Raw genomic sequence first — 25,639 nt, 5'->3', positions numbered from 1 at the left:
TTTTAGTCACCATCTGCATCAAGGATTTTTGCAGTTACAGATAACTGCTCAATTAGTGATAAATAATATGCATTATGTAAGTTCTTTGCACTATTATATAACTCTTTTGCATTTGAAAAATCATCATTTTTCAATTTTGATACTTCTATTTTTGCATTTTTTATTGCATTTTGTACTTCCATAACCTCAGCTTTTGCACCAGACTCTATAGCCATTTTTCCAAAATTATAAGAGTTTGAAGTATTCATTATTTCATCATGAGCATCTAAAATTGAAGTAATAGCTTCAAATGAATTCTTACTTAAAAAATATTCTGCTCTTTTATTATCAATATCATCTTTATATTTTGAAGAATTACCACTTGGATCACCTATTCTCCACTCTTTCAATCTATATGTACTTGCAACTAATGTATTGATAATCATTGCATTTTCCCATTTTTCTTCTTTTGGTTTTTGCTTTAAATAGTTTGTATAAACTTCTTTTATATCATTTAAATGAGATTGAATTGATTTAATTATTTCAATACTTAAAAGTTTTTCTCTAGTTGTGATTTCTTTATCATTAAATAAAACGTACTCTAAAGCATTTATAGTTTTAAATGAATTTTTAAATAATGCAATATTCACATCATCTTTTGAAGCAATTACTCTTTTCATTTGTTCATTTAAATCTTCTTTTAGATTATGAAATACATCAATATATCTAGGCGAATCTAAATAATCATTGTCTATTTCACCTGCAAAATATATTGCTTCTACTTTTTTCCATGACTTTAAAAATTTCTTGAAATTCTGCTCGTTTAAATCTTTTTTTAAAGCATCAGCATTGTTTATTGTGTTTTGTACATTTGGTATTGATATATTTTTTAATATCGAAATTAATGCTGTCTCTTGTGCAAAAATAGTTGATACTAAGAACATCAATGTAAATAAAATTTTTTTCATTATATACTTCCTAAAAATTTAAGTAATTTTTTTCTTGTTTGTTTTGGTAAATTCATATAGTTTTCTTTTACACTATTTGCTTCCCCACCATGCCAAAGAATCGCTTCTTGGAAATCTCTAGCTCTTCCATCATGTAATAACCTAGGTCTTTTTTTGTTTATTTTTTCATGTAATGAAAGTCCCCATAAAGGAGAAGTTCTCCACTCTTTTGAACTTGCATTAAATTCATTTCTATTATCACTTAATTGCTCACCCATATTATGAAGTAAAAAATCCGAATAAGGTGATATAGTTAAGTTATCAGAAGTTTTAAAATTATTAGCGTGACATTTAACACACCCAATTGATTCAAATATTTCTAAACCTTCTTTAAACTCTTGTGTTTGTTTTGGTTTATAGGCTTTTGTATTTTTTAAATAAAAACTAATTGCTTCTAATCGCTGTGGTGTTATATCTTCTTTGTGTACAGCTTTTGGTGCATCATTACACTCTTTTTGAGAACTAGTACAATTTTCATTCATAAAATACATACTTGTTAATCCCATATCACTAGAAGCTGCTGCTGCGGATTGCTCAATCACACTTGCTGAACTAGCTTTCCATGTATATTTACCTAACTCATATTTTTTTGTTTTAGGTGAATATACCATATTAGCTTTACCTGATATACCATCATTATTGCTATCATTTTCATCAACATTTTTTAAAATATCTTCATTTGATATTTTTTCAATTAAACCTAAACCATGTAAAGAAGGTGCAATACGATAAGTTATCGCTGTATCTTCTGATATTTTTCCATAGTTTTTATTTATAAGTTCATATTTTGGTTTTAAAAGTTCATCAATTTCACCATCAGGAAACTTTACTTTAATTTTTTCAAAATCTATTTTTACTCTTGCTTCAAAATCCACACCATGAATACCATTAATTGATATTTGAGCACCGTAAACAGGATGCGGAATAAAACCATTTTTATTTAATAGTTCTTTATGTTCAAAAGAACCATTAGAAGCAATAGATAATCTTGCTACTAATGAACGAGAGGGTTTACCTTTTTTATTGTATAAAGTTCCTCTACCATTTCCTGCATGACATGAAACACATGTATTTGCATTAAATAATGGTCCTAAACCATCTCTTGCAGTTGTAGCACTTGGTGCTTCAACCCAAGGTATTACAAAAAAGCTTCTCCCTAAAATAAATTTATCATACTGTTCATTATTCATACCACTTATTGGTTTTAACATTAAAGACTTATCTTTCTTTGTGGAGAAAAAGTCGCCAGTATTATTAACCGCAAAAAGCCCAGTAGCAAAAATTGCTACTAGGCTTTTAGTTAGAACTAAACGAAAGAAAGAAAAATTAAATTTTTGTTTCTTCAGCATCAGTTACATCATCACTAGTTAAATCAATACCATTTGCTTTAGCAACATTAACCATTTCATCACCTAATTTTCTCATTTCATTTTTAAGTTTTACAATCACTTTTGATTGAGAACTTGTTGATTTGATTTGATAATCAAAGTGCTCACTAGTTTTTGCAGCATTATCAACACTATTAATTTTTTCTTCAATTGATTTCATTAAAGAAATAACTCTAGTTTTTGAATCAGCATCAAGAGTATCTAATAAAGAGTTTCCAAATTTTTGACCTTTATATGTAGAAGTTAAAACATTTCTAAATCCAAGATAGTTATTTAAAATATCTCTATGTGTATTATCAGAGAAACAAGAATGTTCATCTTCTTCACTAGGAGTTAAAACTGCTACTGCAATTCTTTCATTTGCTAATTCAGATTTCATAAATACACCCATACCAGCAATAATTTGTTTTAAAGCTTCACTTGATTCAATATTTTTTGAAGAATTTGAATCACTTAAATTACCTTGTAATGCAGCTTGATATAAACCATTAGAACCATTTACATCTTTTACCCAAGCACTTTTAACAGTTGTTAAATCATTTACGACTTTAGATGCAGCTGCTTTTAAATAAGCTAATCTTCTGTCTGCATTTTTAGCAGTAGTAAAATCACTTAATGGTCGCTGTCCTGCTGTTAATGCACCTTTTGTTACTGAATCTTTTAAGAAGTTAGAGTAATCTTGATCTTGTCCCCATAATAAGAACTCAATAGCATGGTAACCAGTTGAAACATTTGCGTCTCCACCATTTTCATTTAATGCAGATAAAGCATCTTCTGTAATAGTTTTAACATTTACAGCTTGTGCATCTTCTCCACCTGGATTAAAAGTACCCATAGTATCAATAATATTTCCTGAAGTTTTAGCTCCATTTGCATCAATTGTATAATCAATCATATTTTCATCTAAAGGCCAAGCATTAAGTTGTCCTTCTAAAGCACCATAAGCATCAGCAACCCAACCTTCTTCTGCATCAATTGGACCATTTGCAAGTCTAAAGATTTCAGTTTGACCGTAAGATTCTCTTGAAACTAACCAAGCTTTTTTTGCATTAGTAAAGTTTGTAGCACTTGGATTTGAAGCAAAAATATCAATTGCTTTTTCTAAAACGATTGCATCGTTTAAAGCATCAGTATAGTTTGCTAATGCTAAATTTGCATATGAACCTAAAATTCCTTTTGACTTAACAGTTTCCATTTTTGTCATTGCATCATTTGCAGTTGTTGTTACACAACCAGTTAGTGCGATTGCAGTTACTACAGATAAAGAAGCTGCAAAAAGTTTTGTTTTATTTAACATTATGTTCCTTTTAATTTTAATATCAATTATCATTAATGAAATTAAATCGAAATTTGACTTAAATTAATATTAAACTGATAATTATTATCATAACTATATTCGAGCATATTAAAGTGTTGTTTTAAGTATTTATTATTTATACTATAAATTAATAAAGGATCAAAAATGAAAACAGCTCTTCTAATTGTGTGTTTATTTATATACTCACATGCAGTAAAACCCTATGCTTTACAATTTACAGGTATAAAAGTTGAACATACATATTCAAATGGAACAAAAGAAAAATATCTTATTGAAAGAGTGATTAATTCTAAATGTCTTAATATTTCAGTTTCAAAAGAGAGTTTTACTGATCAAAACATAGCTACAAATATTCCAAATGAATGTAAGAAAACTATAATCAGTACAAAAGGTGTTATTCAAGGATTGTATATAAATGACAAAATAAAAACATACTCAGAAATTGAAGTGATGAATTTTATTTTTACAAAAACATTAAAAAATCCAGAATCATATGTATTAGTTGATAGTAGAAAAAAATCTTGGTTTGATTTTAAGACAATTCCAAGTGCCGTTAATGTTCCTTATGAAGATTTAAAATATGATGAAGATTTTGAAGAAGATTTTAATGAAGCATATAAAAATTTAGGAATTAAAGTAAATGAAAATAATAAATTAGATTTTTCAAATGCAAAAACAGCAGTGTTTTTCTGTAATGGTCCATGGTGCCCAATATCATCAAAAAGTATTAAATATCTTACATCAATTGGATATCCAACAAATAAAATGATTTGGTATAGAGGAGGAATGGCTTCGTGGGAAAGTTTATCTTTGAGTGTAACTAAGAATTTAAAATAAGGTTTAACCCTTATTTTAAAAAAGTGATTTAAAGTTTTTTAATACTTCTTTTGCACCATCTTCACCTAATTTTCCTTTTAAAACTTTATTTAGTTTTTCTTTTATCTTTTCTTCATTTTTTTCTATTTGTTTATTTATTTGATTATTGATTAAATCTTTTGAATCCAATGAAATCTTAGGTTTTGAAGTATTACCTTTTACATTTAAAGCAAATTGCGTACTTTTAATTTTAGTATTTATTTTGGCATCGATTGTACTTTTTTCTAAATCTAAAACTGATTTGTTTATATCTATTGTTGTATTTTCACTTTTCATATTAATTGTAGATGTTAAAACTAATTTATTTATATTAGTTTCAATATCAACACTTTCATATACTTCTCTTGTGATATCAAACTTTGCAAACTGGTTTAATAAGCTTGAGAAGTTGTTTGGTAAAAAATGACCTTTAATTAGTTTTCCATTTAATTTACCTTTTTTCATAAGAAGATTGTAATCTAATGTTAAAGCTGTTGTTGAATCAAATACTTCAGGGTAATATAACATATGAGTTAATTTTTTGATTTGTACATCTTTGATATCAGCATGGAAATCATCATTTTTTAGATTAAAATCTAATGTACCATCAAGAAGTTTTGAATTACCTGCTAAAAGAAGTGATTTGTTTTTGCTTTCTAAATTACCAGCTACATTAATAGCACCTCTTAATTTAGTAGAAGTAATATCATATAAATTTGCAAGACTTGGTATTTGTAATAAATAATCACTATTTAAAGATGCACCTTTAAAATCAAATACTGCTTTTTTAACATCAATATTTGCTAATGATGTAGCAATTTTTGCTTCAGTAATAGCTTGACTTGGAACTAAAGAAGTTGTTGCATTAGCACTAAATACAATTTCTTTTTTAAGATTTTGTTTGAATACTGTATTTGCAACTGGATTAATGATTTTTCCATTTAAGATATTTGTTTTTATTGTTCCATCTAAAGTTCCAACATTTGCATTTACAATATTTGCATCAATATTTAAAATACCATCAGCATAAACAGGCTCATTTAAAAGACGTAAAAGTTTATCAATTTTTGCATTTGCAATATTTAAGTTAATAAATTCTGGATTTGAATCTACTAATTTTGCTGAATACTTAGTAAGACTTTCAAAAATATCTGAACTTCCATCAATATTGATTGTATTATTCTCAACTTTTACTTTTCCATTAGTAATGAAATTACCATAAAGTTTTTTTCCAATTATACCTTCAAGTTTAGCTAAATTTTTTACGTCTAATTTATAATCTGTTAATATTTTCCCAGAATCTAAAAATACTTCTGTTTGATTTGTAAAAGCATCAGCTAACGATGTGATTAAATCAGATTTAATTGTTGCTTTATTTGGTGTAAGTTTGGCTTTTATATCACTTTTAAAGTAAATTGCTGAGGCAATATTTTGTTTAAACTCTTCATTTATTACTTTATTGTTTAGTTTACCTTTAGAAATATTTACAGTTAAATCTCCATCAAGACTTGGAATATTTGCATCTTTAATATCACCTTTTAAAGTCAAGTTACCAATAGCAAGATTTTTTTGATTTAAAAGATGTAACAACTTTTCGATTCGTGCATTTTTTATAAGAAAGTCAATATTCTTAGGTTCAAAATCAACAAGCTTTAAAGCATATGAAGTCTCACTTTGTGCAATATCAGAAATACCACTTATCTCAGAAAAGTTTGCATCACCTTTAAAAATACCCGAAGTAGAAAAAGGTCCATTAAGTTTTTGTTTTGTCAAATTTTCTAAATTTGAAAGCTCATTTATTTTAATATCGTATTTAAGATCAACCTTCTTTTTGAATATTTGTAAATCACCTGAAATGTTAATATTTGAATCATCATTAATACTTGCATCAAAATTTATAGTATTGAAAGTTAATGTAAAATCCTTAACTTTTAACTTAACATCACTTTGTTCATCATTTACTGTATTTTCTATGTATGATGAGATAAAACCGTTTCCAGTTTTTGTAAATAACACACCGTAAACTGTACCAATTATGAATATAATCAATATTGTTAGACTTATAAAAAACTTGTTCATAAAAATCCTTAATTTAATAATTAGAATTATTATAGCTATTTTTAAATAAAAAATGAAATCTCTATAGTTTTATCTATATATAATGTTTTTTTATATATAATTTTTCCGATTTAAGTATTTAGTAGGGAAATATTTGCATTTATGTAAGTATTGCTTTGTCTTTATTGATAGGGTTACGCTATCCGAACAAACTTAGTCAAAATATTCTTAAGGATTTACAAATGAAAAAAATCGTTTTATTAATGCTTGCTATTGCTGGAGCTGCTTTTGCTGCTGATGGTGCTGTTGCAAACGAAACTTTAAAAGCTTACTCTGTGTTAGCTGCTGGTGTTGGACTTGGTCTTGCTGCTTTAGGTGGTGCTGTTGGTATGGGTAATACTGCTGCTGCTACTATTGCTGGTACTGCTAGAAACCCAGGTTTAGGTGGAAAATTAATGACTACTATGTTCATTGCTTTAGCGATGATCGAAGCACAAGTTATTTATGCACTTGTTGTTGCTATGATTGCATTATATGCAAACCCATTTTTAGGGTAGTCAACAGCTACACAGCTTATAAATTAAAAAAGGTCAGAAGTTTTACTTCTGGCCTTTTTTTTTACCTGTAATAATTATTCTATATTAGAAGCTAATTCTATTGTAAACTCTGCACCTTTATATTTTATATCCTCATGTAAATATTCACTATTTTTCACTTTTAAAGAACCTTTCATACCCTCTTTTATAAGTTGATTTGACATATATAAACCTATTCCTGATTTTTTGTTCTTTTCTTTTGTTGAAAATCTAAATTCAAATATTTTATCAATAATATTTTCATCAATTCCTTTAGCATTATCTTTTATTTTTATAAATACATTTGAATTTTCTTTTCTAATATCTATTATAATGAATTTATTTTCAACATCATTATCAAAGGCATCAACAGAATTACTAACAATATTAATAATAACTTGTATTAATTCATTTGGATAACCAAGTATTTCAATATCATCTAAACTAGTTGATAAATAAACTTTTATATCATTCTTTTTTAAAATACCATCTAAAAGTTTTAGTGAATACTTTAAAGTGTTAAAGAGGTTAAAAATAGTTTTTACGTGAGTTCCATTAACAAAGTTTCTAAAATCTTCAATTGTTTGAGAAAGGTATTTAGTAGTATCTACAATAGAGCCTAAGGAATCACTTATTGTATTATTATCTAATATTCCACAGTCATTTTGTAGTTTTATACCGCTTGCAGTAGTAGAAATAAGAGAAAGTGGTTGACGCCACTGATGTGCAATATTATCCAACATTTCACCCATAGTAGCCATTTTTGACTGATACTCTAAAACTTTGTTTTTTTCTTCAAGTTCATCTTTTTGTTTTTTTTGCTCTGTTAAATCAATATCAACACAAAACATTTCAGGGTTTTTACTTTTTTCATTTAACATTACATGTGAAGAATATACATAAACTGTATCACCATTTTTATTTATTAATGGAAGTTCCGAAGAAGGAATTGATATACCTTTATTACACCATTCTTTATGTAAAGCAATAACTTTTTCTTTCATAAAATCTGGGATTATTAAATCTTCTAAGCTTTTGCCATATGCTTCTTTTTTTGTATAACCATACATAAGTTCACTTGCTTTATTCCAATAAATAACTTTACGTTCTTTATCGTAACCTTGCACTGCTACATTAGGTATTTTTCCAATTAAATCAATAAATTTATTTTCTTCAAAATTTTTCATAATTAATCCAATTAAATTTGCTTAAACAATTATAACATTTTAGAAAGCAAGAAAGATAAAGATTAAGCATATTTTATGATATTACGTTGTAGAATTCACCTCTTTAATTATCTATGCAGCTGTGGTGGAACGGTAGACACGCGGGCTTGAGGGGCTCGTGCTTCGCGGCGTGAGGGTTCAAATCCCTCCAGCTGCACCATATGATAGTTTTAACCTAAAGATTTTTTTACTTCTGATAAAAGTATTTTTTGTTTTTCTAATTTCTCTTGCATGTCTAAAACTCTTTGGTCAAATACTTTTGAGAAGTTTAGGTTTTCTTTTATTCTTTCATCATTATATTTAAATTTAGTTTCTCTTCCTTGAAAGATTTCTTCACTTATACGTACATTTTTATTAGCTTCTACAAGTTCTTTTGTTAATTTTTGTATTTCTTCATTTAGATGGAGTTGATTTTCATTTAATTCTATTTGATTTTTTGATATTTTTATATGAGCTTTTAATCTAATTTTTAATTCTTTTGGATTTACAGGTTTTGTAATATAATCATAAGCTCCATAACTAAAGCCTTTTTCTATCTTTTCTACCTCATCAACAACTGTAACAAATATTACAGGAGTATAAATATACTTCCTATAGTTTTTTACAATTTTACAAAGATCTAAACCATCCATCTCATCCATATTAATATCAAAAATAAATGCATCATAAAGGTTTTCTTCAATTAATGATAATGCTTCTTTTATACTTGTTCTTGAATCTACAATATAATCAGATTGAAGATTCGCTTCAATTATTTGAAGATTTATCTCTTCATCATCAACTACTAATATTTTATATTTTGTTTCATTCATTTTTTTTCTTTTTTTAAATTTTATTTTTCTTATAAATTAGTTTAGTTATATTTTCTAATTCTACTATTAACTCATTTAAAAGTTTTTCTTTTTTTTCTAAATTAAGTTCTTCTTCTATTTTTATACATTGTTTATATAAAACTTTTAATGCAAGATTACCACTCACACCTTTTAATTTATGAATTTCTTTTGATAACTTATCTTGGTTTTTAAAATCATTTGTTAATTCCTTTCCATAATCCTTATATGTTAAAGCAAACTTTTCTAGAAGTTGATTTGCTAACTCTTCACTCCCTACTCTATTTAAAAGTTCATTTCTATCTACATACTTATCAAGATTATGAATTTCATTGCTTTGTTTTTTTTCTTTAGTGATTAAATTAGGTAAGTATGAACTAATTGTGTTTAATAACTCATCAAAATCAATTGGTTTTGATAAATGCTCTTGCATACCAGCTTTTCTTGCAGCAATTTTATCTTCATCCATAACAGCTGATGTTAATGCAATTATTGGAACATCTTTATTAAACTCTCTAATAGCTTTACTAGAATTAAAACCATTCATTCGTGGCATATGTAAATCCATTAATACAATATCAGGATTATTCTCTTTGCACATCTTTATAGCTTCTATACCATCATTTGCAACAATTACTTTAAGTCCCATTCTTTTAAGCATTTCTTGACAAATCATTTGATTTATCTCATTATCTTCTACTAATAATACTTTAGCATTAATTATGATTTTTTCTTCTAGTTTTTGATTGTTTAAATAATTTGTTTTCTTTGTTTCTTCAAAATTGATTATCGTATTATAAATTGTAGAAGGTGTAAAAGGTTTTCGTAAAATATTATTTATTTTTACCTTTTCTTCTTTTAATTTAGCTTTTAAATTATCTTCTTCAAAAGCCGTAACCATTATAATTTTAGGAGAAGTTTCAGAGTTTTTCTCTTTTAATTGTTTTACAAAATTAACACCATCAATATCATCCATAATCCAATCTACTAAAATATAATCAAAATCATTTTCTTCATTAAGTTTTTTTAATGCATCATTTGAATTAAGAAAACTATAGGATTTAACTTTCCATGAGTTTAAAATATTTTCAAGAAGCCTAATATCAATTTCATTATCATCTACAATCATAAACTTTTTATTTTTTAAATGTTTATTATCAAAATTAAAGTTATTTTCATATTCAAGTTCAAAAGTAAAGCTAAATGTAGTTCCTAATCCTTTTACACTACTTACTTCAATTTTCCCATTCATTAATTCAACAAGCTCTTTTGTTATACTTAATCCTAAACCTGTTCCTCCATATACTCTAGTAGTAGAGTCATCAACTTGAGAAAATGATTTAAATAGTTTGTCTTGATCTTCTTTAGATATTCCTATACCACTATCTTCAACACTACATTTTAAAACTAAAAGTTTTTCATCTTTTTTTATTAAAGATGTTTTAATTTCTATTTGACCTCTTTGAGTGAACTTAACTGCGTTACCAACAAGATTATTTAGTATCTGAGTTATTCTATGATGATCTCCTAATAATATCTTTGGGATACGATGATCATGATTGATATGTAAACTTATTTGTTTTTGATATGCTTGATAATCAAAAAGATTCGTTACATTTAAAAGTAACTTATCAAATTCAAAGCTTTTTTTCTCAAAAGTTAATTTATTTGCTTCTATTTTTGAATAATCTAAAATATCATTTATTACATTTAAAAGTGCACTTGATGAGATATCTGATTTTGTTAAAAAATCTTTTATCTTATCATTTGGATTAGATTCTAGTGCTAATTTAGTTAAACCAATAATACCATTTAAAGGAGTTCTAATCTCATGACTCATCGTAGCTAAGAACTTGCTTTTTGCTTCATTTGCATTTTCTGCATCATTTTTTGCTTTTTCAAAAGATTTTAAAAGTATTTTTTCTTCTGTAATATCTTGAAGTATTCCTTCTAATTCGATAATCTTGTCATTTTTAGAAATAGCTCTGAACTTAGTAAAAAAAGTGAGCTTTTTATTATTCTTATCTAAATTATGAAATTCAAAGAAGTCTTCATTTTGAATGTTTTTTATTTTGAATTTAATTTTATCTAAAAATTCATCATCAAAAAAGTCATCTAATTCTTCTAAATAATAAGATTTCTTTTTAATATCCTTATAGTTTAAAAGATTAAAAATATTATCATCAAAAGTAATCATATTAGTTTTAAAACTATACTTGTAATAAGCTAGTTTTACTAAAAGTGAAGCATCATTTAATCTATCACTTGTTGTAACAATTGTTTTAGTTAAACCTCTAAAAAGTTTTGATAAGAACATTGAAGAGATTAATGCAAATATAAATACAATAAATGAAACAATTACGTTCTCTTTTAATTCTTGATTATCAAGCTGCTTTAAATACTCTTCTTTTAATTCAATTAAAATATAAAGTTCATTTGATATATCAAAATCAAACTTTTTTATAAAAGTATTTTCATCTTCATATTTATTATAAATTAAAGCTTTTTGGATTTCTTCTTTATATTCACTATTTAAATTATACTTTTTATCTAAATAGAATCCCCAACTTTTTTCTTTTTCGTAATGACTTAAAGTATTCCCATTTTTATCAAATAAAATAGTATTATAAATCGCACTTTCTTCAAATATTTTTAAAAAATCTTCCATGAAATAGTTTATTATTACTATTCCATTAAAAGAGGAATCTTTTTTCAAAGGTAAAATTGCTCTTAGTGTAGGATTGAAAGGTATTTGAACTTTTTTGTTTTCAATATTTAAATCTAAATTTGAAAACCATACTTTTTGTGCTTTATTAATTGAGTTATAAAAATAGTCCCTATCTTTTTTATTTTGTAACTGTTCTTTTTCTACAAAATGTACTTCTGAAGCTATTTTATCTCTATCTAGTCTTATTATTTCATTACCATTCTTATCAATATATCTTAATTGCATTATGTCTACAGAAGTTCTAGCAAGAGCTAAAAATAAATCTTTTATTTTTTCTTCATCATTTGATTTTAAAAAGTCGTTAAAAGAATTTGAGTTATTTATTGAGTTAAGTTTATTTCTTGATAAATCTAAGAACTCTTCAAAAATTTTTTGTTTTTCATAATATATATTAATAGAATTAGATACTGCAATACCTTTTATCTTTTCACCAAATAAAACTTTATTTGTTAATATAAAAGAAAGAATTACAGCAAAAGTAAATAAAACAAGTATGATTTCTACTTTAAAATTTTCATAATTATTCTTAATCATTTTATTTCCTAGTCTTTACATTATATATCATACAGAAAGTAAGCCTAAAAATCGTATAATAATAAATAATTTAAATTATTTATTATGGAGAAGAAATGAATTTAAGCAAATTTTACAAAATATTTTTTACATTAATACTACCTATTTTAATGTATTCAGAAGATATTCAAAAAGAACCTATAAAGCTAATCACACCTGATACCAAAGTAGAAGTTAAAAAAGAAGAAATAAAAAATGATACAAAAGAAACAACAACAGTTGAAGCAATTGCCTCAGTTGCAAAAAGTTCAATAGAAAAGCAAATAGAAGAACAAAATAAACTTTTAAATTCTGTTGTAGAAAATATCAAAAATGAAACATATTTAAATGATGCAATAGATGAAAAAGAGTACAAAGAGCAAATAGATTTCTTAACAAAGAAAATAAATATAAACAAAATCGAGAAAAACACACTTGCAGTTAAAAGAGATGAACTAAGAAGAGAAACGCTAAAGCAAGAATATAAATATGAAAATACTTTAAAAAATATAATAATTGCAAAACAAGAATACAAAGATAAAAAGTATTTTGAAAATATTTTAAAAGAAAATATAAAGTATTTAAATACTTTATTTTATGAAAAGTATACTACTGTTTATGAAACAGAATCTAAGAATAAAAACACTATTTCAATTGCATTTACACAAAACTATATTGAGCTTTATAATCAGACTCATTTACAAACTTATGTTTTAACTTACCTGCTTGAAAATATGTCTTTATATAGAACTACAAACTTTTTTATTGATGAATTTAACTTACAATATCTAGTGAATCAAATCGACTCATTTTATGGAATATCATTTGTTTCTGGTCTTACATCATACTATTTAAAGTTTTCTATTGGTGAAATAGCTGTTGTAATACTAATTATGTTAGTTCTAAGATTATTAAATCTTAAAATAATTAGTTTAATTGCATCCTTAATAGCTAGATTTTTTGTAAAAATTGAAGATGCTGATAGTGAAGTAATTAGACAATATTTAAGAATGTCAATTGACGCTCCTTTAAAATATGGTTTATATTTATTAGGAATTCAAATTTCAGTTTATATCTTAATAAATGATCAAGAACTTATTGCAAAAATTATGCCATGGATTTACACAACATATATGGCACTTCTTACATGGGGATTATATGCAATTTTAAATAATAGTATAAATATTTATGCACATACACTTTTAGAAAAATATCCTAATGTTAGAAAAGAGATGATTGTATTTATTTTAAGAATTATTAAAATTATTCTTATTTTATTAGTTATTCTATTTTTATTTACACAATTAGGTATTGATATAAAAGCTATTGCTGCATCACTTGGAGTTGGTGGTATCGCCATTGCTCTTGCATCTAAAGATACACTTGCAAACTTTTTTGGTTCTTTAAATATCATGACTGATAATTCATTTTCACAAGGAGATTGGATTAGAACTAGTTCTGTTGAGGGAACTGTAGTTGATATTAGAATGAGAACAACAAGAATTAGAACATTTGATAATGCAATGATTACCGTTCCAAATACAGAACTTGCCAATACTTCTATTATGAACTGGTCAAAAAGAAAAATTGGTAGAAGAATTAAAATGAATCTAGGTGTTACTTATCAAAGTAAAATGGAAGATGTTGTGCAATTGAAAAATGATATTTTTGAAATGCTGGATAATCATCCTCATATTGCATCAGTTAAAAACTCTCAAATTAGTCACTCAAGAAGATTTGAAGCAATTAAAAAGGAAGACTTAGATGGTGTGAAAAGAACTCTTTTAGTCTACATAGATGCTTATGGTCCTTCTTCTATTGATATTATGATTTACTGCTTTTCAAGAAGTCCTGATTGGGAAGATTGGTTAGCAACTAAAGAAGATGTATTGATTAAATTAGATGAACTTGTTAAAAAGAATAATTGTGATTTTGCATATCCTACACAAACTATTATGTTAAAAAATGATGATGACGAGTTAAATATGAATACAGATAAATAGAAGTTAATTTCTATTTATCTAATAAAATATCTGCTTTAGTTTTTAACTTTTTTTTATGTAAAAACTGTTTTTCACGTTCTGTGAATTTTTCATTTGAAGAGAAAATATCTTTTTTCTCTTTCTCTTTTTCTTTTGTTTTTACTTCTTTCTTTTTAGATACTTTTTCTTTTTCATCTTCTTTATTGAACATCGTTAAAAGTAAATAAATAGAAAAAACTATATTAAATATTATAATAACCCATTTAGAAATCAATACTATTTCTAAAAACTCTAGCTTCTTTTTTAGTGTTAAATATTGAACAACATCAGCATATATTGAGTTTGCAAACAGCGCAATAATAAGAAGCAATACTATTAAAACTATTCTTTTTCTAAACTTGATTAAGTAGTACCAAAAAAGTGCAGATTTTACTTGTTTAAACATAATAGCCTACTATACAAAAAAGTTTAAACCTAAAGCAGCAAGTGCAACTACTAAAGATTTAGTCTTTAAATCATCAATTATTTTTCGCTCTTCATCAGCAATAATAACTTCTAACTGCTCATCATTATAATCATCAAATGTCTTATGGTTTTCCATTAATCTAGCTTTAGTAGCAAGAACTGCTTTTTCTCGTATTTTAGAATTTACAGCATCTTTTAGTTTTTGACTTTTTAGTTTTGGATAATCAAATGCTTTATTAGCATTTTCTTTTATAATTTGTTTCAAACTCATTTATTTTTCCAATTAATTTGTTTTCGTCATTATATCATTTCAGTATTAATGAAAGGATAACTCTTATTATAATAATTAAAATGTATTTTATTATTTTATAATAATTGATTAAGGAACTTACAACTATAATATTTGTGTTAAAAATAATTTTTAATAAATCATCACTAAGGATACAAATGTTTACAAAAACAATAAAATTATCATTAGCTGCAATTACTGCATTAATGTTATCAACTGCGCAAGACTCTCAAGCTAGAGAATTTGCTGATATATATACTGAATGTGGATTAGGTGCAATGATTGCACCAAAAAATGAAGCTGTAGCTGCTGTTACTAATGTTACTTGGGATTTAGGAACAACTGCAATTTCTTCAAATATCTCTTCTGAAGATACTTGTAAAGGTGGTCAAGCAAAAGTTGCATCGTTTATTAACGATAGTTATGAAAATATTGAAAAAGATTTAGCAAGTGGAAATGGTGAGTATTTAAATACACTTGCTTCACTAGCAAAAAAAGACACTCAATCAAATGAAGAGTTTATTTCTACATTAAGAGCAAACTTTTCATCAATTGTTGCTAGCAATGATTATAGTGAAATGACTACATACCAAAAATCACAAAAGTTATATAATACTATTTATTAGTAGCTTTTAATTAGTTAATATCTAGGTTTTACTAGATATTAGCTAGAATTATTTTATGACAAAAATCAAACTCTTATTCTTATTTCCTTTTTTTTATTATTACTGTTTTGCAAATAATATTACAATTAATCAAAATGAACTAAATTTAATTTCAAATGATAAAATGTGGCAAAAATTACTTCATATTAAAAATAAAAAAAGTGAAATAATATCTAATGACTTTTTTATAAGTAAAGAAAAAAATCATTTATATAAAAAAGAATTAATAGAAACAATCAATGCCTATACTTCAAATAATCTAAAAAAAGACAATACACATCCTTTATGTAAATACCCTGCAAGGTACCATTGGTTATCAAAAAAACTTGATTTTATTAATTATGAAGTTCCAAATTATTGTACTCATCTTAAGAAATGGTCTGTATATAAAAATACTCAATCAATATCATTAATGCTGGTTAGTGGATATTTAGGAAACCCTGCTTCAACATTTGGGCATTCTTTTATAAAACTAAATTCAAAAGAAGCACAAAATACAAATAATTTGTTTGATTTATCTCTAAATTTTGGTGCTTTAGTTCCTGATAATGAAGCAATAATAAAATATATATTCAAAGGAATTTTTGGTGGTTATGAAGCAGGTTTCTCAGATAAGTACTTTTATACTCAAGATTTAATATATTCGCATAATGAATTTAGAGATATTTGGGATTATGAATTAAATTTAAATACTTTTGAAAAACAATTAATAGTATTTCATTTGTGGGAAATTGTAGGTAAGAAATTTAAGTACTATTTCTTAGATAAAAACTGTGCCTATAGAGTAAGTGAAATAATAGAATTAATAAAAGAAGAACCAATAATCCAAAATGCTAAATATTGGTATGCTCCTGTTGAAACATTTCATAAATTAGAAGAAATAAATAAAAAGACACCTATTTTAAAAAAAGTTAAATATATTCCTTCTTCACAAAAAGTAATTTATACTAAATATTCAATGCTTGAAAAAATTGAGAAAAAATTTATTATAAAAGCAATTAAAACAAATTATAAAGATTTAGAGATTCACCTGCAAAAGTTAGAAAAAGATGAGCAAATAAATATTCTAGATTTTCTATTATCATATGAAAAATATCTTTTAATAAAAAATCCAGAAGTAAAAGATAAAAAAATATTAAAAAATAAACTTTTATATTTAAGATTATTACTTCCAATAAAAGAAAATAAAAAGATAAAAATTAAAGAAAAAAAATCACCAGCTATGGGAAATAAACCTATGATTTTAGGTTCGTCTTTTACAAGCTTATCAAAAATAGGTTCTTATCCTACTTTAGATTTTTCAATATTTGCAATTGAATCATTAGGTCAAAATAGTCTTAATTTCAATGAATTAATAGTAGGTAATACATCAATTGCTTATAAACCTAATTCTAAAGAGAATTTATTTATAAATGAATTCTCTTTAATAAAAATTAAAAAACTAAATAGAACAGCTTTAGATTGGGAAGAAAGTTTTAATCCATCGTGGAGACTTAATATAGGAAGTGAACTAATTGAAAAGAATTCTAAAACAACAAATGATATTTTTATAACTGCAGGAATAGGAAAAACATTTGAAATATCAGAAAATATAACTTCTTATTATATGCTTGATGCAAGTGTACACTCAAAATTTCCATATATTACAGTTAAACCAAATATAAATTTTGATTTTGATTTTAATAAATTAAAAAATAGTTTGGAATTTGGATATGAAGTAAATCCTTATAATAAAAATACAAATGAATACTTAAAAGTTTCAGCACAATATAAAGTATTAGATGATTTTTCAATTGCCATCTCACATGAAAACAGTTCATATTCTAAATCAAATGTCAATCTAAAATGGTTTTTCTAATCATTCCTTTTTTATTTCATTAGCACTTTTTATAATATCAATTCCATACTTATCTCTTAGTTTTTGCATTTGATTTGTTAAAGCACTTTTTTTTGCATCACTTTCATGCTCAAAAAGATTGTATGTATATTCATTTGCTCTTGCAAAATTTGATACTGTAATATTAAGCTGTACAACTCCATGGCTTGGATGATTATCATTTTTTATAAAAAGTTCTTGCATATGATTTTTAAAATCCAACTCATTAAATATCGTATTTACATTTATATAATCTTTTGATTTTATATTTGATTCATATTTGATTTTAATTGCATAAGTTAAGGGGTTTTTTTTAGATTTTTTAACCAAAAAACATAAATAACGAGCAAGTATGACAACTCTTCTTTTTAGCTCAACCCTATCATATATACAATCAAATGTTCGACCTATTCCTATTGATTTCTTTTCTCTAAAGGTTGTAAGTTTATTATCTCTTATTCCACAAACTCTATTGTAAAGTTCTATTCCTGGTTTCTTCCATGAATAAAAAAGCTTTTGATTACTTTTAATATCTCCAAGAGTTTTAATTCCATAACCTTTTAGTCTTTCTTGAAAACCTTTTCCAATTCCTGGAAACTCTGATATTGGAATATTTCGTATAAAGTTACCAATATTATCTTTGCTTACGTATTTAACACCATCTGGTTTTGCATATTCTGTGATTAATTTTGATAAAAATTTTGTATTTGCAATCCCTATTGAAATAGGAAGTCCTAACTCTTTTTGTATTTTATCTTTTAAATTATATGCAAATTGAACTACTTCATTTTCATCAATATAACCACTTAAATCTCCAAAAAATTCATCTATTGAAAACTGCTCAACCAGTGGAATTTCTTTTATTAAAAGCTCTTTTAATTTTTGGGATAAGTCATGATACAAAGGATAATTTGGTGAAAGCATCTTTAAATTTGGACATAATTTTAAGGCTTCATTTACACTCATTGCAGTTTTAACACCATAGGCTCTTGCTTCGTAAGAAGAAGTAGTTATTATTCCTCTTATTTTTCCATTTTCATCCACAAAGTATTCTTTAAAAGTTTTTTGTCCTTCATTTGTTAAAATTGAAGATACAAAAGCACCATCATTTGATGAGATTTTTCTTATTTCTTTTTTTGTTGAAAAAATATTTAAATTACTTCGTCCTCCAACAGCAACTGGAATATGAAATAAACTATCATCGATAGTTCTATGTGCAGATACAAAAAAACAATCTAAATCTAAATGAATAAACAATACACTCTCCTACTTTATAGCTTGTATTATATTCAAGATTTTTTGTTTTTAGTTTTTTTATTACAAAATGCAATAAATTATAAAAACTGTTTAAAAGAGTCTAAGAAATAGGCATTTCAATCGTAAATTTTGCGCCCACACAATCAATATCTTTATATGTAAAATTCTTATTACAAACACTGATTTCACCATTTAAATGATTCTTTACAATATCTTGACTCATATATAAACCTATTCCTGTACCTTGTGATTTATATTTTGTAGTAAAGTAAGGTTCAAAAATTCTATCTATAATATCTTCTTTGATTCCTTTTGCATTATCTAATATTTCAATATATATTGTTTTATTTTTTCTATAAGTACTAATAAAAACTAATCTTTTTTCTTCTTGATTTATTAGAAGCGCATCTCTTGCATTATTTATAACATTGATTAAAACTTGTATTAGTTCATTTTCTATTGAGGAAAGCTTTAAAGATTTTATATCTTGAATAATTTCTATATCTTTTGATATTAATTGTGCGTTTAATAATTTTAATGTTTTATTAAAGGTATCTAGAATATCAAATTCATTTATTTTATTATTATTAGGATTGAAAAAGCCTCTAAAGTCTTCAATTGTTTGAGAAAGATATTGAGCAGAATCGTTAATCATTGTTAAAGATTCAATTAGTTGTTCATCACTTAAAATATCCATTTCTTTTTGTAATTTAGCACCAGTTGATGCAGTAGAAATTGTTGATAATGGTTGTCTCCACTGATGTGCTATATTTCCAAGCATCTCACCCATTGCAGCCATTTTACTTTGCTGTGATAGTAATTTATCTTTTTGTATTTTATCAAGTTCTAATTCTTTTATTTTAGTAATATCTTGAATAGTTCCAAACATTCTTAAAGGAATGTTCTTATCATCAAATATCATAACTCCTAATCCATGAACCCATTTTATTTCTTTTGTTTTTTGATTAATAACTCTATATTCTTTATCAAAATCAGTTTTATTTGCTACAATAGTTTTAAAATAATTTAACATCATTTCTTTATCATCTTCAAAAACAAGTTCAAGCCAAGTATCAAAACTTCTTTTAAACTCTTTATTTATACCCCAAATATCATCAAGTACAAAAGAAGAAGTAAAAACATTTTTTTCTATATCAAAATCATAGTGTCCAATTTTTGAAATTTTTTGGGCATTTAATAAATCATTTTCTTGTTTTCTTATTTCTGTAATATCTTGTACAACTCCAAATAGCTTGACTACTGTATCATTTTCAACAATCGTATCACATATAACTAATAATATTCTAATTTCATTATCTTTTTTGATTCTATATTCAAATGTAACTGCTTTTTTATCTTCAAGACATTTACCAACAACTTTTCTATGAAAATCCAAATCTTCTTCTAGAACTAAAGATTCAATAAACTCTATATTTAAAGGAGTGCCTTTTTTTATTCCATATATCTCATAGTTAATATCTGACCAAATTGTGATATTCTTAATAGCATCCCATTCCCAAATACCAAGATGAGCAATATTTATTGCATTATCTAATTGTGCTTTTAACGTAATTAATTTTTCATTTTGAGTTTCTGAATCTTTTTTATACTTTAAAAACTTTTTTTCTAGCAGTTTAGTCACAAAATATGAGAAAAAAAGAAAGAAGAATATTGCAATTAACCCATAAAAAATAACCTCTTTTTTATATTTAGAATATCTTTCTTCTTCTATATTTTTCATATTTCTTATAAAATTATTTGCATTAGAAAGTTTAAAACTCGTCAATATAATCCATTGCCAATCATCTATTCTTTTTGAATACGTGATTTTTGTTTCTTTTGTTTCTTTATTTTCTAGTACTTTTGGCTTTATATAAAGATAATCTTCAATATCATCACCTCTTTCTGTAATTAATTTTTTAAACATATTACTTATATGAGAAAATCGTTTTTCATCAAAAATATTAGCATTAAGTACTTTTTTAGATGGATGATAAAGAATATCACCTTTAAAGTTAATAACAAAAGGATAAGCATCATTTTTATATTTTAAATTTGAAATATAATTTAACATCTTCTTTTTTAAAGAATTTTGGAAACTATCCTTAAATGTACCAGTAGTAATAATCAAATCATAAGGTTCAAAGCTTTTTACTATACCAATCTTTTCAAATTCTCTTGAATCAATATTTGGTTTAAGAGAGTACCAATTAAAGAAGCCTTCACCTTTTGTTTTAGCAATATTAATTGCTTTTTGTACAGAATAAGAGCCCTTTGCATCTTTTCTATTAAGAACACTTGTACCTTCATATTTTTTAATAATTGGATGAAGAATATTAATTCCTTCAATTGTATGAATAGAAAAGTAGCCATTTCCATTATCAAATCTTAAAGGATCAACTGCATCTTTTATTTGCTTGATTATTTCAGCTTTTGATTTTTTATCTTTATTCTTAATATATATATTTAGCATTAAATTATGTATGTTATTAATTCTATATTTTAGATCTTTTTGTAATTCTTTTTCAGATGTACTTTGTAGTAATTTGGCATAAGTATAAATAATATCAATATTAGATTTTATTCTTTTTTTTTCTGAAAACATAAATTGTTTTTCAATATTATTTTTTTGTTCTTGTATTTCTATTTTTTCTTCATTAATAAGTACTACAATTATAATAAAACTCATTAGCAATACTGTAAAAGCAGGAAATATTTTAATAATCAATAATAAACTTTTAACTTGATTTTCCATAATGAACACCTAACTTTATTATTACTTATTATAACTAACTTTAGTATAATTAAGTGATTATATAGCACAGAAAAGATAGTATTCAAGAAAAAGGATATAAAATAGCACCTTGTAAAAATTGTAAAAGAGAAATCGAAACTAAAAAAAGACAATGTCCTTATTGTGGGATATTAAACCCAACAGTAACATTAAAAGATATTTTTATTGCTTTAGCTATTGTTTTAGTTGTTATGGGAACTGTGACATATTTTATGCAATAAAAGAAAGCTTACTTTCTAATTACTGCATAAATAAAACCAAGAGCTAGACCAATAAAGTGTGCATACCAAGCAATTGGAAGTCCAATAAGTAGTGGTGCCACAGAGATAAGTAAAACCCAAGTAATTATTCCACTTCGTTGAGCTTTATCATAAAAAGCCACATAACCTAAAAGTGCACAAATAGCACCTGAAGCACCTACAAGATTTACATAATTATCTAAATAATAAATATAAGCGAAAGATAAAATTGATGTTAGTATTCCCGTAACTAAATAAAGTGTTACTAACTCTTTAGCTCCTCGTCCTCTTTCAATTAAATTACCAAATTGATATAAAACAAACATATTCATTCCCAAGTGAGCTATTCCTCCATGAGAGAACATAGATGATAAAGGTTGCCACCAAAAATCATAAACAGTAAAGTACATATTTAAACCTAAATATAAACCACCTTTTTCTATATTAATTTGAACTATATACATTAAAATTGTAATAATAATTAATATATTTGTAGCTGTGAAATCTTTTTTACTTATACTTTTTAGCATGATTTTTATATACCTTTATTGTGCAATCAATAATCGATTGTATCTCTTTTTTGTCATAAAACTTGAAGTCTTTTGAAAATGTAAAAATCTCAATAGAATTAGCTCTAAATGATGTTTTTATAGTTCCAGCTTTAAACTTGATTTGTTTTTTTAAATCAATCTTTTTTTCTTTATCATTTTCTATTATTTCATAATTTATCTTTAAAAACTTTTTTATATCTTTTTTAGCTTTGATATTTATAGCTTGTGTGAAAAAGGAGTCAAGCTCTTCTATTTGGATAAACTCTTCTATAATAGATTTTGAGTTTAAAGATTTAATATAGCCACCATCAAGTTTATAATAGCCTTTTGATAAAGCTAATAAGGAATTGTTTAAAAGTTTTTGATTAAATAGTTTTGAGCTTGAAGTTTCATCTTCACACTCTAAAGCACTTACATTTATTTTTTCTAAGTGCATTTTATTTTCGGCAGAATTACTTTTGTCATCTCGTATGAATTTCATATAAACAACTAAAGTGATTGTAATCATAATAATAGAAGCCAAAGTAAAAAAGTTGTTTATTATTGTACTTTGTCTTCTATTTTTTTTCATAAAACTCTCTTAAAGTAAAGCTTCTTTAAGAACATCATCTATTACATCGACTGGCTTAATTTCCATAGCTTTTTTAACTTCTTCAGGAATATCTTCTAAATCTCTTTCATAGTTTTTTCTAGGAATTAAAGCTTTTGTCATCTTAGCTTTAAATGCAGCAATTAGTTTTTCTTTTAATCCACCAATTGGTAATACTTTACCAGAAAGAGAAAGCTCTCCTGTCATTGCAATATCAGATTGGATTTCACGTTGTGATAAAATTGATGCAATTGTTAATGCCATTGTAATACCCGCACTTGGTCCATCTTTAGGAGTAGCACCTGCTGGAATATGTAAATGGATATCAAATCTTTTATAAACTTCACTAGCATCTACTTTAGTTTTATCTTCTTTTTCTTTTACAGTTTTTGGAATAATTGAGTCATCAATTTTTAATGCTCCAGTATCTATTAAAACTTTCACAACAGAATAAGAAATTCTAGATGATTCTTTCATAACATCACCTAAGTTACCAGTTACAGAAAGAATACCTTTTCCTTTTAACTTAATCGCTTCACATTTTAAAACATCTCCACCAACAGCTGTCCATGCAAGTCCATTTGCAATTCCAATTGAGTTTTTCTTATCAGCAGGGTCAATTTCAAAAATTGGATGTTCTAAGTAATCTTTTAAATTCTTAGTAGAAATTGTAACTTTTGTAACCTTTTCATCTTCAACTATCTTTTTAACGGCTTTTCTAAATAGTTTAGAAAAAACTCGTCTTAGGTTTCTAACCCCTGCTTCTCTTGTATATTTAGAGATAATCATTTCAATAGTTGCTTTACTTAAAGATACTTCAGTTTTCTTTAATCCATGTTTTTCTAATTCTTGAGGAATTAGATAATCTTTTGCAATATGATATTTTTCATTTGGTGTATATGAAGAAATCTCAATAAATTCCATTCTATCTCTAAGAGGTGCTGGAATTCTTCTTGCATCATTTGCAGTTGATACAAAAATAGTTTGAGATAAGTCAATTGGGAAATTTAAATATAAATCTCTAAACTCATTATTTTGTTCTGGATCTAAGATTTCTAACATTACAGCTGTTGGGTCACCTCTATGATTAGCTCCTAGTTTATCAATTTCATCTAAAACCATAACAGGGTTCATTGATTTTGCATCAACTAAACCTTTTACAAGTCGTCCTGGCATTGCTCCTACATAAGTTCTTCTATGTCCTCTTAACTCATTTACATCTTCCATTCCACCAAGTGCAATTCTTACAAGTGGTCTTTTAAGTGCTTTTGAAATTGAGTTTGCTAAAGATGTTTTACCAACACCTGGAGGTCCAACAAAACATAAAACTGTTCCTCTCGTTTTTAAGTTTTCAACTTTTCTTTTTTCAAGTAATTCTTTTACTGCAAAAAATTCAGAGATTCTCTCTTTTGCTTTAAATAATGAATAATGATCTTTATTTAACTGTTCTTCTACATTTGTAACAGAAATTTCTTCATCTGAATATTTACCAAATGGAATATCTAATACTTGCTCAATATATGTTTGTAAAAGTGAAGCATCAGGAGAATCTTGGTGCATTCTTCCTAATTTTTCAATTTGTTTTTTTACTTCTTTATAGCCATCTTTTGGCATATGTTTTTTTAGTTTTTTTAATTTCTTAGAATAAAGTTTTATTTCTTCATCTTTTTTATTATCCGTACCAAGCTCTTTATTTATAGCTTTGATTTGCTCTTTTAAGAAGTAGTCTTTATGAGTTTTTTCAATTTTTGAGTTTACTTTTTGAGTAATCTCTTTTTGTATTTTATAAGATTCAATCTCTTTTTTAACAACTTCTATAATATCTAATAATCTTTGTTCAATATCTGTTTGCGCAAATAAAGCGTAAGCTTCATCTTTTTTAACTTTTAAAACAGAAGAGATTAAATCAGCAATTCTAATTGCATCATCATTTTCTTCAATAGTTTTTATTAAATCTGCTGGAAATTTTGCATTTAATCTTGAAAGTTTTTTGATTTGTTCAATTAACACAGAAATTACAGATTTTGTACTTTCTTCATTGAATTCTTTATTTTCTAGAATATCAACATTTACAAAAAGAGGATTCTCTTCGTTAAACTCTTTGATACTTCCTTTTGCTAATCCTTGGAAAAGTACTTTTATTTTACCATCAGGTAGAGATACTTTTCTCATTATATTTCCAACAACACCAACATCATAAAAAGAGTCTTTTTCTCTTTTGTCTTCATGTCCTTGTTTAGAAACTGCAACAATAACTAATTTGTTCTCTTCCATTGCACTTTCAACTGCTTTTATATTTTGTTCATTGCTTAAAAACAATGGTGCAATCATAAATGGATATAAAAATATTTCATCTTCTATTATTAAGGGTATATCTTGTGGGAAATTATCGTAATTTTCTAATTCCATGTATCTT

The 25,639-nt window shown here is 25.5% G+C and carries 19 protein-coding genes and 1 tRNA gene; 6 read left to right on the top strand and 14 right to left on the bottom strand.

Annotated features, from left to right (window positions below):
- Positions 1–2 precede the first annotated feature (2 nt).
- From LPB137_RS03790 to LPB137_RS03780, 3 genes are all read right to left on the bottom strand, one after another.
- Positions 3–947, bottom strand: coding sequence for an imelysin family protein (locus tag LPB137_RS03790; protein WP_228144691.1), 945 nt, complete (start codon positions 945–947; stop codon positions 3–5).
- Positions 947–2,197: a di-heme oxidoredictase family protein gene (locus LPB137_RS03785; protein ID WP_228144690.1), complete on the bottom strand. Its 1,251-nt coding sequence runs from the start codon at positions 2,195–2,197 to the stop codon at positions 947–949. Before LPB137_RS03785 ends, LPB137_RS03790 begins: the two co-directional genes overlap by 1 nt.
- Positions 2,198–2,312: 115 nt before the next feature.
- A complete protein-coding gene (locus LPB137_RS03780) occupies positions 2,313–3,671 on the bottom strand; it encodes an imelysin family protein (RefSeq protein WP_076084564.1) in 1,359 nt (452 codons plus the stop codon).
- A 165-nt stretch (positions 3,672–3,836) separates the two neighbouring features.
- Here LPB137_RS03780 and LPB137_RS03775 point away from each other — a divergent pair, with 165 nt between their 5' ends.
- Positions 3,837–4,529: a rhodanese-like domain-containing protein gene (locus tag LPB137_RS03775; RefSeq protein ID WP_076084561.1), complete on the top strand. Its 693-nt coding sequence runs from the start codon at positions 3,837–3,839 to the stop codon at positions 4,527–4,529.
- Between the two features lie 15 nt (positions 4,530–4,544).
- Here the strand turns inward: LPB137_RS03775 and LPB137_RS03770 are convergent, their stop codons facing one another.
- Positions 4,545–6,626: an AsmA family protein gene (locus LPB137_RS03770; RefSeq protein WP_076084558.1), complete on the bottom strand. Its 2,082-nt coding sequence runs from the start codon at positions 6,624–6,626 to the stop codon at positions 4,545–4,547.
- 221 nt (positions 6,627–6,847) lie between these two features.
- Between LPB137_RS03770 and LPB137_RS03765 the strand changes: the two genes are divergently transcribed.
- On the top strand, positions 6,848–7,162 hold the full coding sequence (locus LPB137_RS03765; RefSeq protein ID WP_076084555.1) for a F0F1 ATP synthase subunit C: 315 nt from the start codon (positions 6,848–6,850) through the stop codon (positions 7,160–7,162).
- A gap of 74 nt (positions 7,163–7,236) precedes the next feature.
- Here the strand turns inward: LPB137_RS03765 and LPB137_RS03760 are convergent, their stop codons facing one another.
- Positions 7,237–8,367, bottom strand: coding sequence for a PAS domain-containing sensor histidine kinase (locus LPB137_RS03760; protein ID WP_076084552.1), 1,131 nt, complete (start codon positions 8,365–8,367; stop codon positions 7,237–7,239).
- A gap of 115 nt (positions 8,368–8,482) precedes the next feature.
- On the opposite strand from LPB137_RS03760, the gene LPB137_RS03755 reads away from it, so the two are divergent.
- Positions 8,483–8,566 (top strand) — tRNA-Leu (locus tag LPB137_RS03755).
- 10 nt (positions 8,567–8,576) lie between these two features.
- On the opposite strand, the gene LPB137_RS03750 is transcribed toward LPB137_RS03755, so the two are convergent.
- On the bottom strand, positions 8,577–9,218 hold the full coding sequence (locus LPB137_RS03750; RefSeq protein WP_076084549.1) for a response regulator: 642 nt from the start codon (positions 9,216–9,218) through the stop codon (positions 8,577–8,579).
- A gap of 13 nt (positions 9,219–9,231) precedes the next feature.
- Positions 9,232–12,498, bottom strand: coding sequence for a response regulator (locus LPB137_RS03745; protein ID WP_076084546.1), 3,267 nt, complete (start codon positions 12,496–12,498; stop codon positions 9,232–9,234).
- Positions 12,499–12,593: 95 nt separating this feature from the next.
- Between LPB137_RS03745 and LPB137_RS03740 the strand changes: the two genes are divergently transcribed.
- Positions 12,594–14,519, top strand: a complete 1,926-nt coding sequence (locus tag LPB137_RS03740) for a mechanosensitive ion channel family protein (protein ID WP_076084543.1) — start codon at positions 12,594–12,596, stop codon at positions 14,517–14,519.
- Between the two features lie 10 nt (positions 14,520–14,529).
- Here the strand turns inward: LPB137_RS03740 and LPB137_RS03735 are convergent, their stop codons facing one another.
- Together LPB137_RS03735 and LPB137_RS03730 are read right to left on the bottom strand one after the other, a co-directional pair.
- Positions 14,530–14,943, bottom strand: coding sequence for a hypothetical protein (locus tag LPB137_RS03735; protein WP_076084540.1), 414 nt, complete (start codon positions 14,941–14,943; stop codon positions 14,530–14,532).
- 9 nt (positions 14,944–14,952) lie between these two features.
- Complete coding sequence (locus LPB137_RS03730) at positions 14,953–15,234, bottom strand: hypothetical protein (RefSeq protein ID WP_076084537.1); 282 nt, start codon at positions 15,232–15,234, stop codon at positions 14,953–14,955.
- Between the two features lie 176 nt (positions 15,235–15,410).
- Between LPB137_RS03730 and LPB137_RS03725 the strand changes: the two genes are divergently transcribed.
- Positions 15,411–15,878 carry a DUF3015 family protein gene (locus LPB137_RS03725; RefSeq protein ID WP_076084534.1) on the top strand — a complete coding sequence of 156 codons (468 nt, stop codon included), beginning with the start codon at positions 15,411–15,413 and terminating at the stop codon, positions 15,876–15,878.
- Positions 15,879–15,933: 55 nt separating this feature from the next.
- Positions 15,934–17,775, top strand: a complete 1,842-nt coding sequence (locus LPB137_RS03720) for an Lnb N-terminal periplasmic domain-containing protein (RefSeq protein ID WP_076084531.1) — start codon at positions 15,934–15,936, stop codon at positions 17,773–17,775.
- On the opposite strand, the gene LPB137_RS03715 is transcribed toward LPB137_RS03720, so the two are convergent.
- The 5 genes from LPB137_RS03715 to lon form a co-directional block, all read right to left on the bottom strand.
- Positions 17,776–19,050: a Y-family DNA polymerase gene (locus LPB137_RS03715; protein WP_076084528.1), complete on the bottom strand. Its 1,275-nt coding sequence runs from the start codon at positions 19,048–19,050 to the stop codon at positions 17,776–17,778. It abuts the gene before it with no gap.
- Positions 19,051–19,150: 100 nt separating this feature from the next.
- The gene (locus LPB137_RS03710) at positions 19,151–21,805 is read right to left on the bottom strand and encodes a cache domain-containing protein (RefSeq protein WP_076084525.1); all 2,655 of its coding nucleotides are present in this window, start codon (positions 21,803–21,805) and stop codon (positions 19,151–19,153) included.
- 268 nt (positions 21,806–22,073) lie between these two features.
- Positions 22,074–22,613 carry a rhomboid family intramembrane serine protease gene (locus tag LPB137_RS03705; RefSeq protein ID WP_076084522.1) on the bottom strand — a complete coding sequence of 180 codons (540 nt, stop codon included), beginning with the start codon at positions 22,611–22,613 and terminating at the stop codon, positions 22,074–22,076.
- The gene (locus LPB137_RS03700; RefSeq protein WP_076084519.1) at positions 22,594–23,205 is read right to left on the bottom strand and encodes a hypothetical protein; all 612 of its coding nucleotides are present in this window, start codon (positions 23,203–23,205) and stop codon (positions 22,594–22,596) included. Before LPB137_RS03700 ends, LPB137_RS03705 begins: the two co-directional genes overlap by 20 nt.
- Positions 23,206–23,214: 9 nt before the next feature.
- Positions 23,215–25,632, bottom strand: coding sequence for an endopeptidase La (gene lon, locus LPB137_RS03695; RefSeq protein WP_076084516.1), 2,418 nt, complete (start codon positions 25,630–25,632; stop codon positions 23,215–23,217).
- Positions 25,633–25,639: the final 7 nt, after the last annotated feature.

This window comes from Poseidonibacter parvus (genome assembly GCF_001956695.1).
In the GTDB taxonomy this organism is placed as follows: domain Bacteria; phylum Campylobacterota; class Campylobacteria; order Campylobacterales; family Arcobacteraceae; genus Poseidonibacter; species Poseidonibacter parvus.
This window is presented reverse-complemented; position numbering and strand designations above follow the sequence as displayed.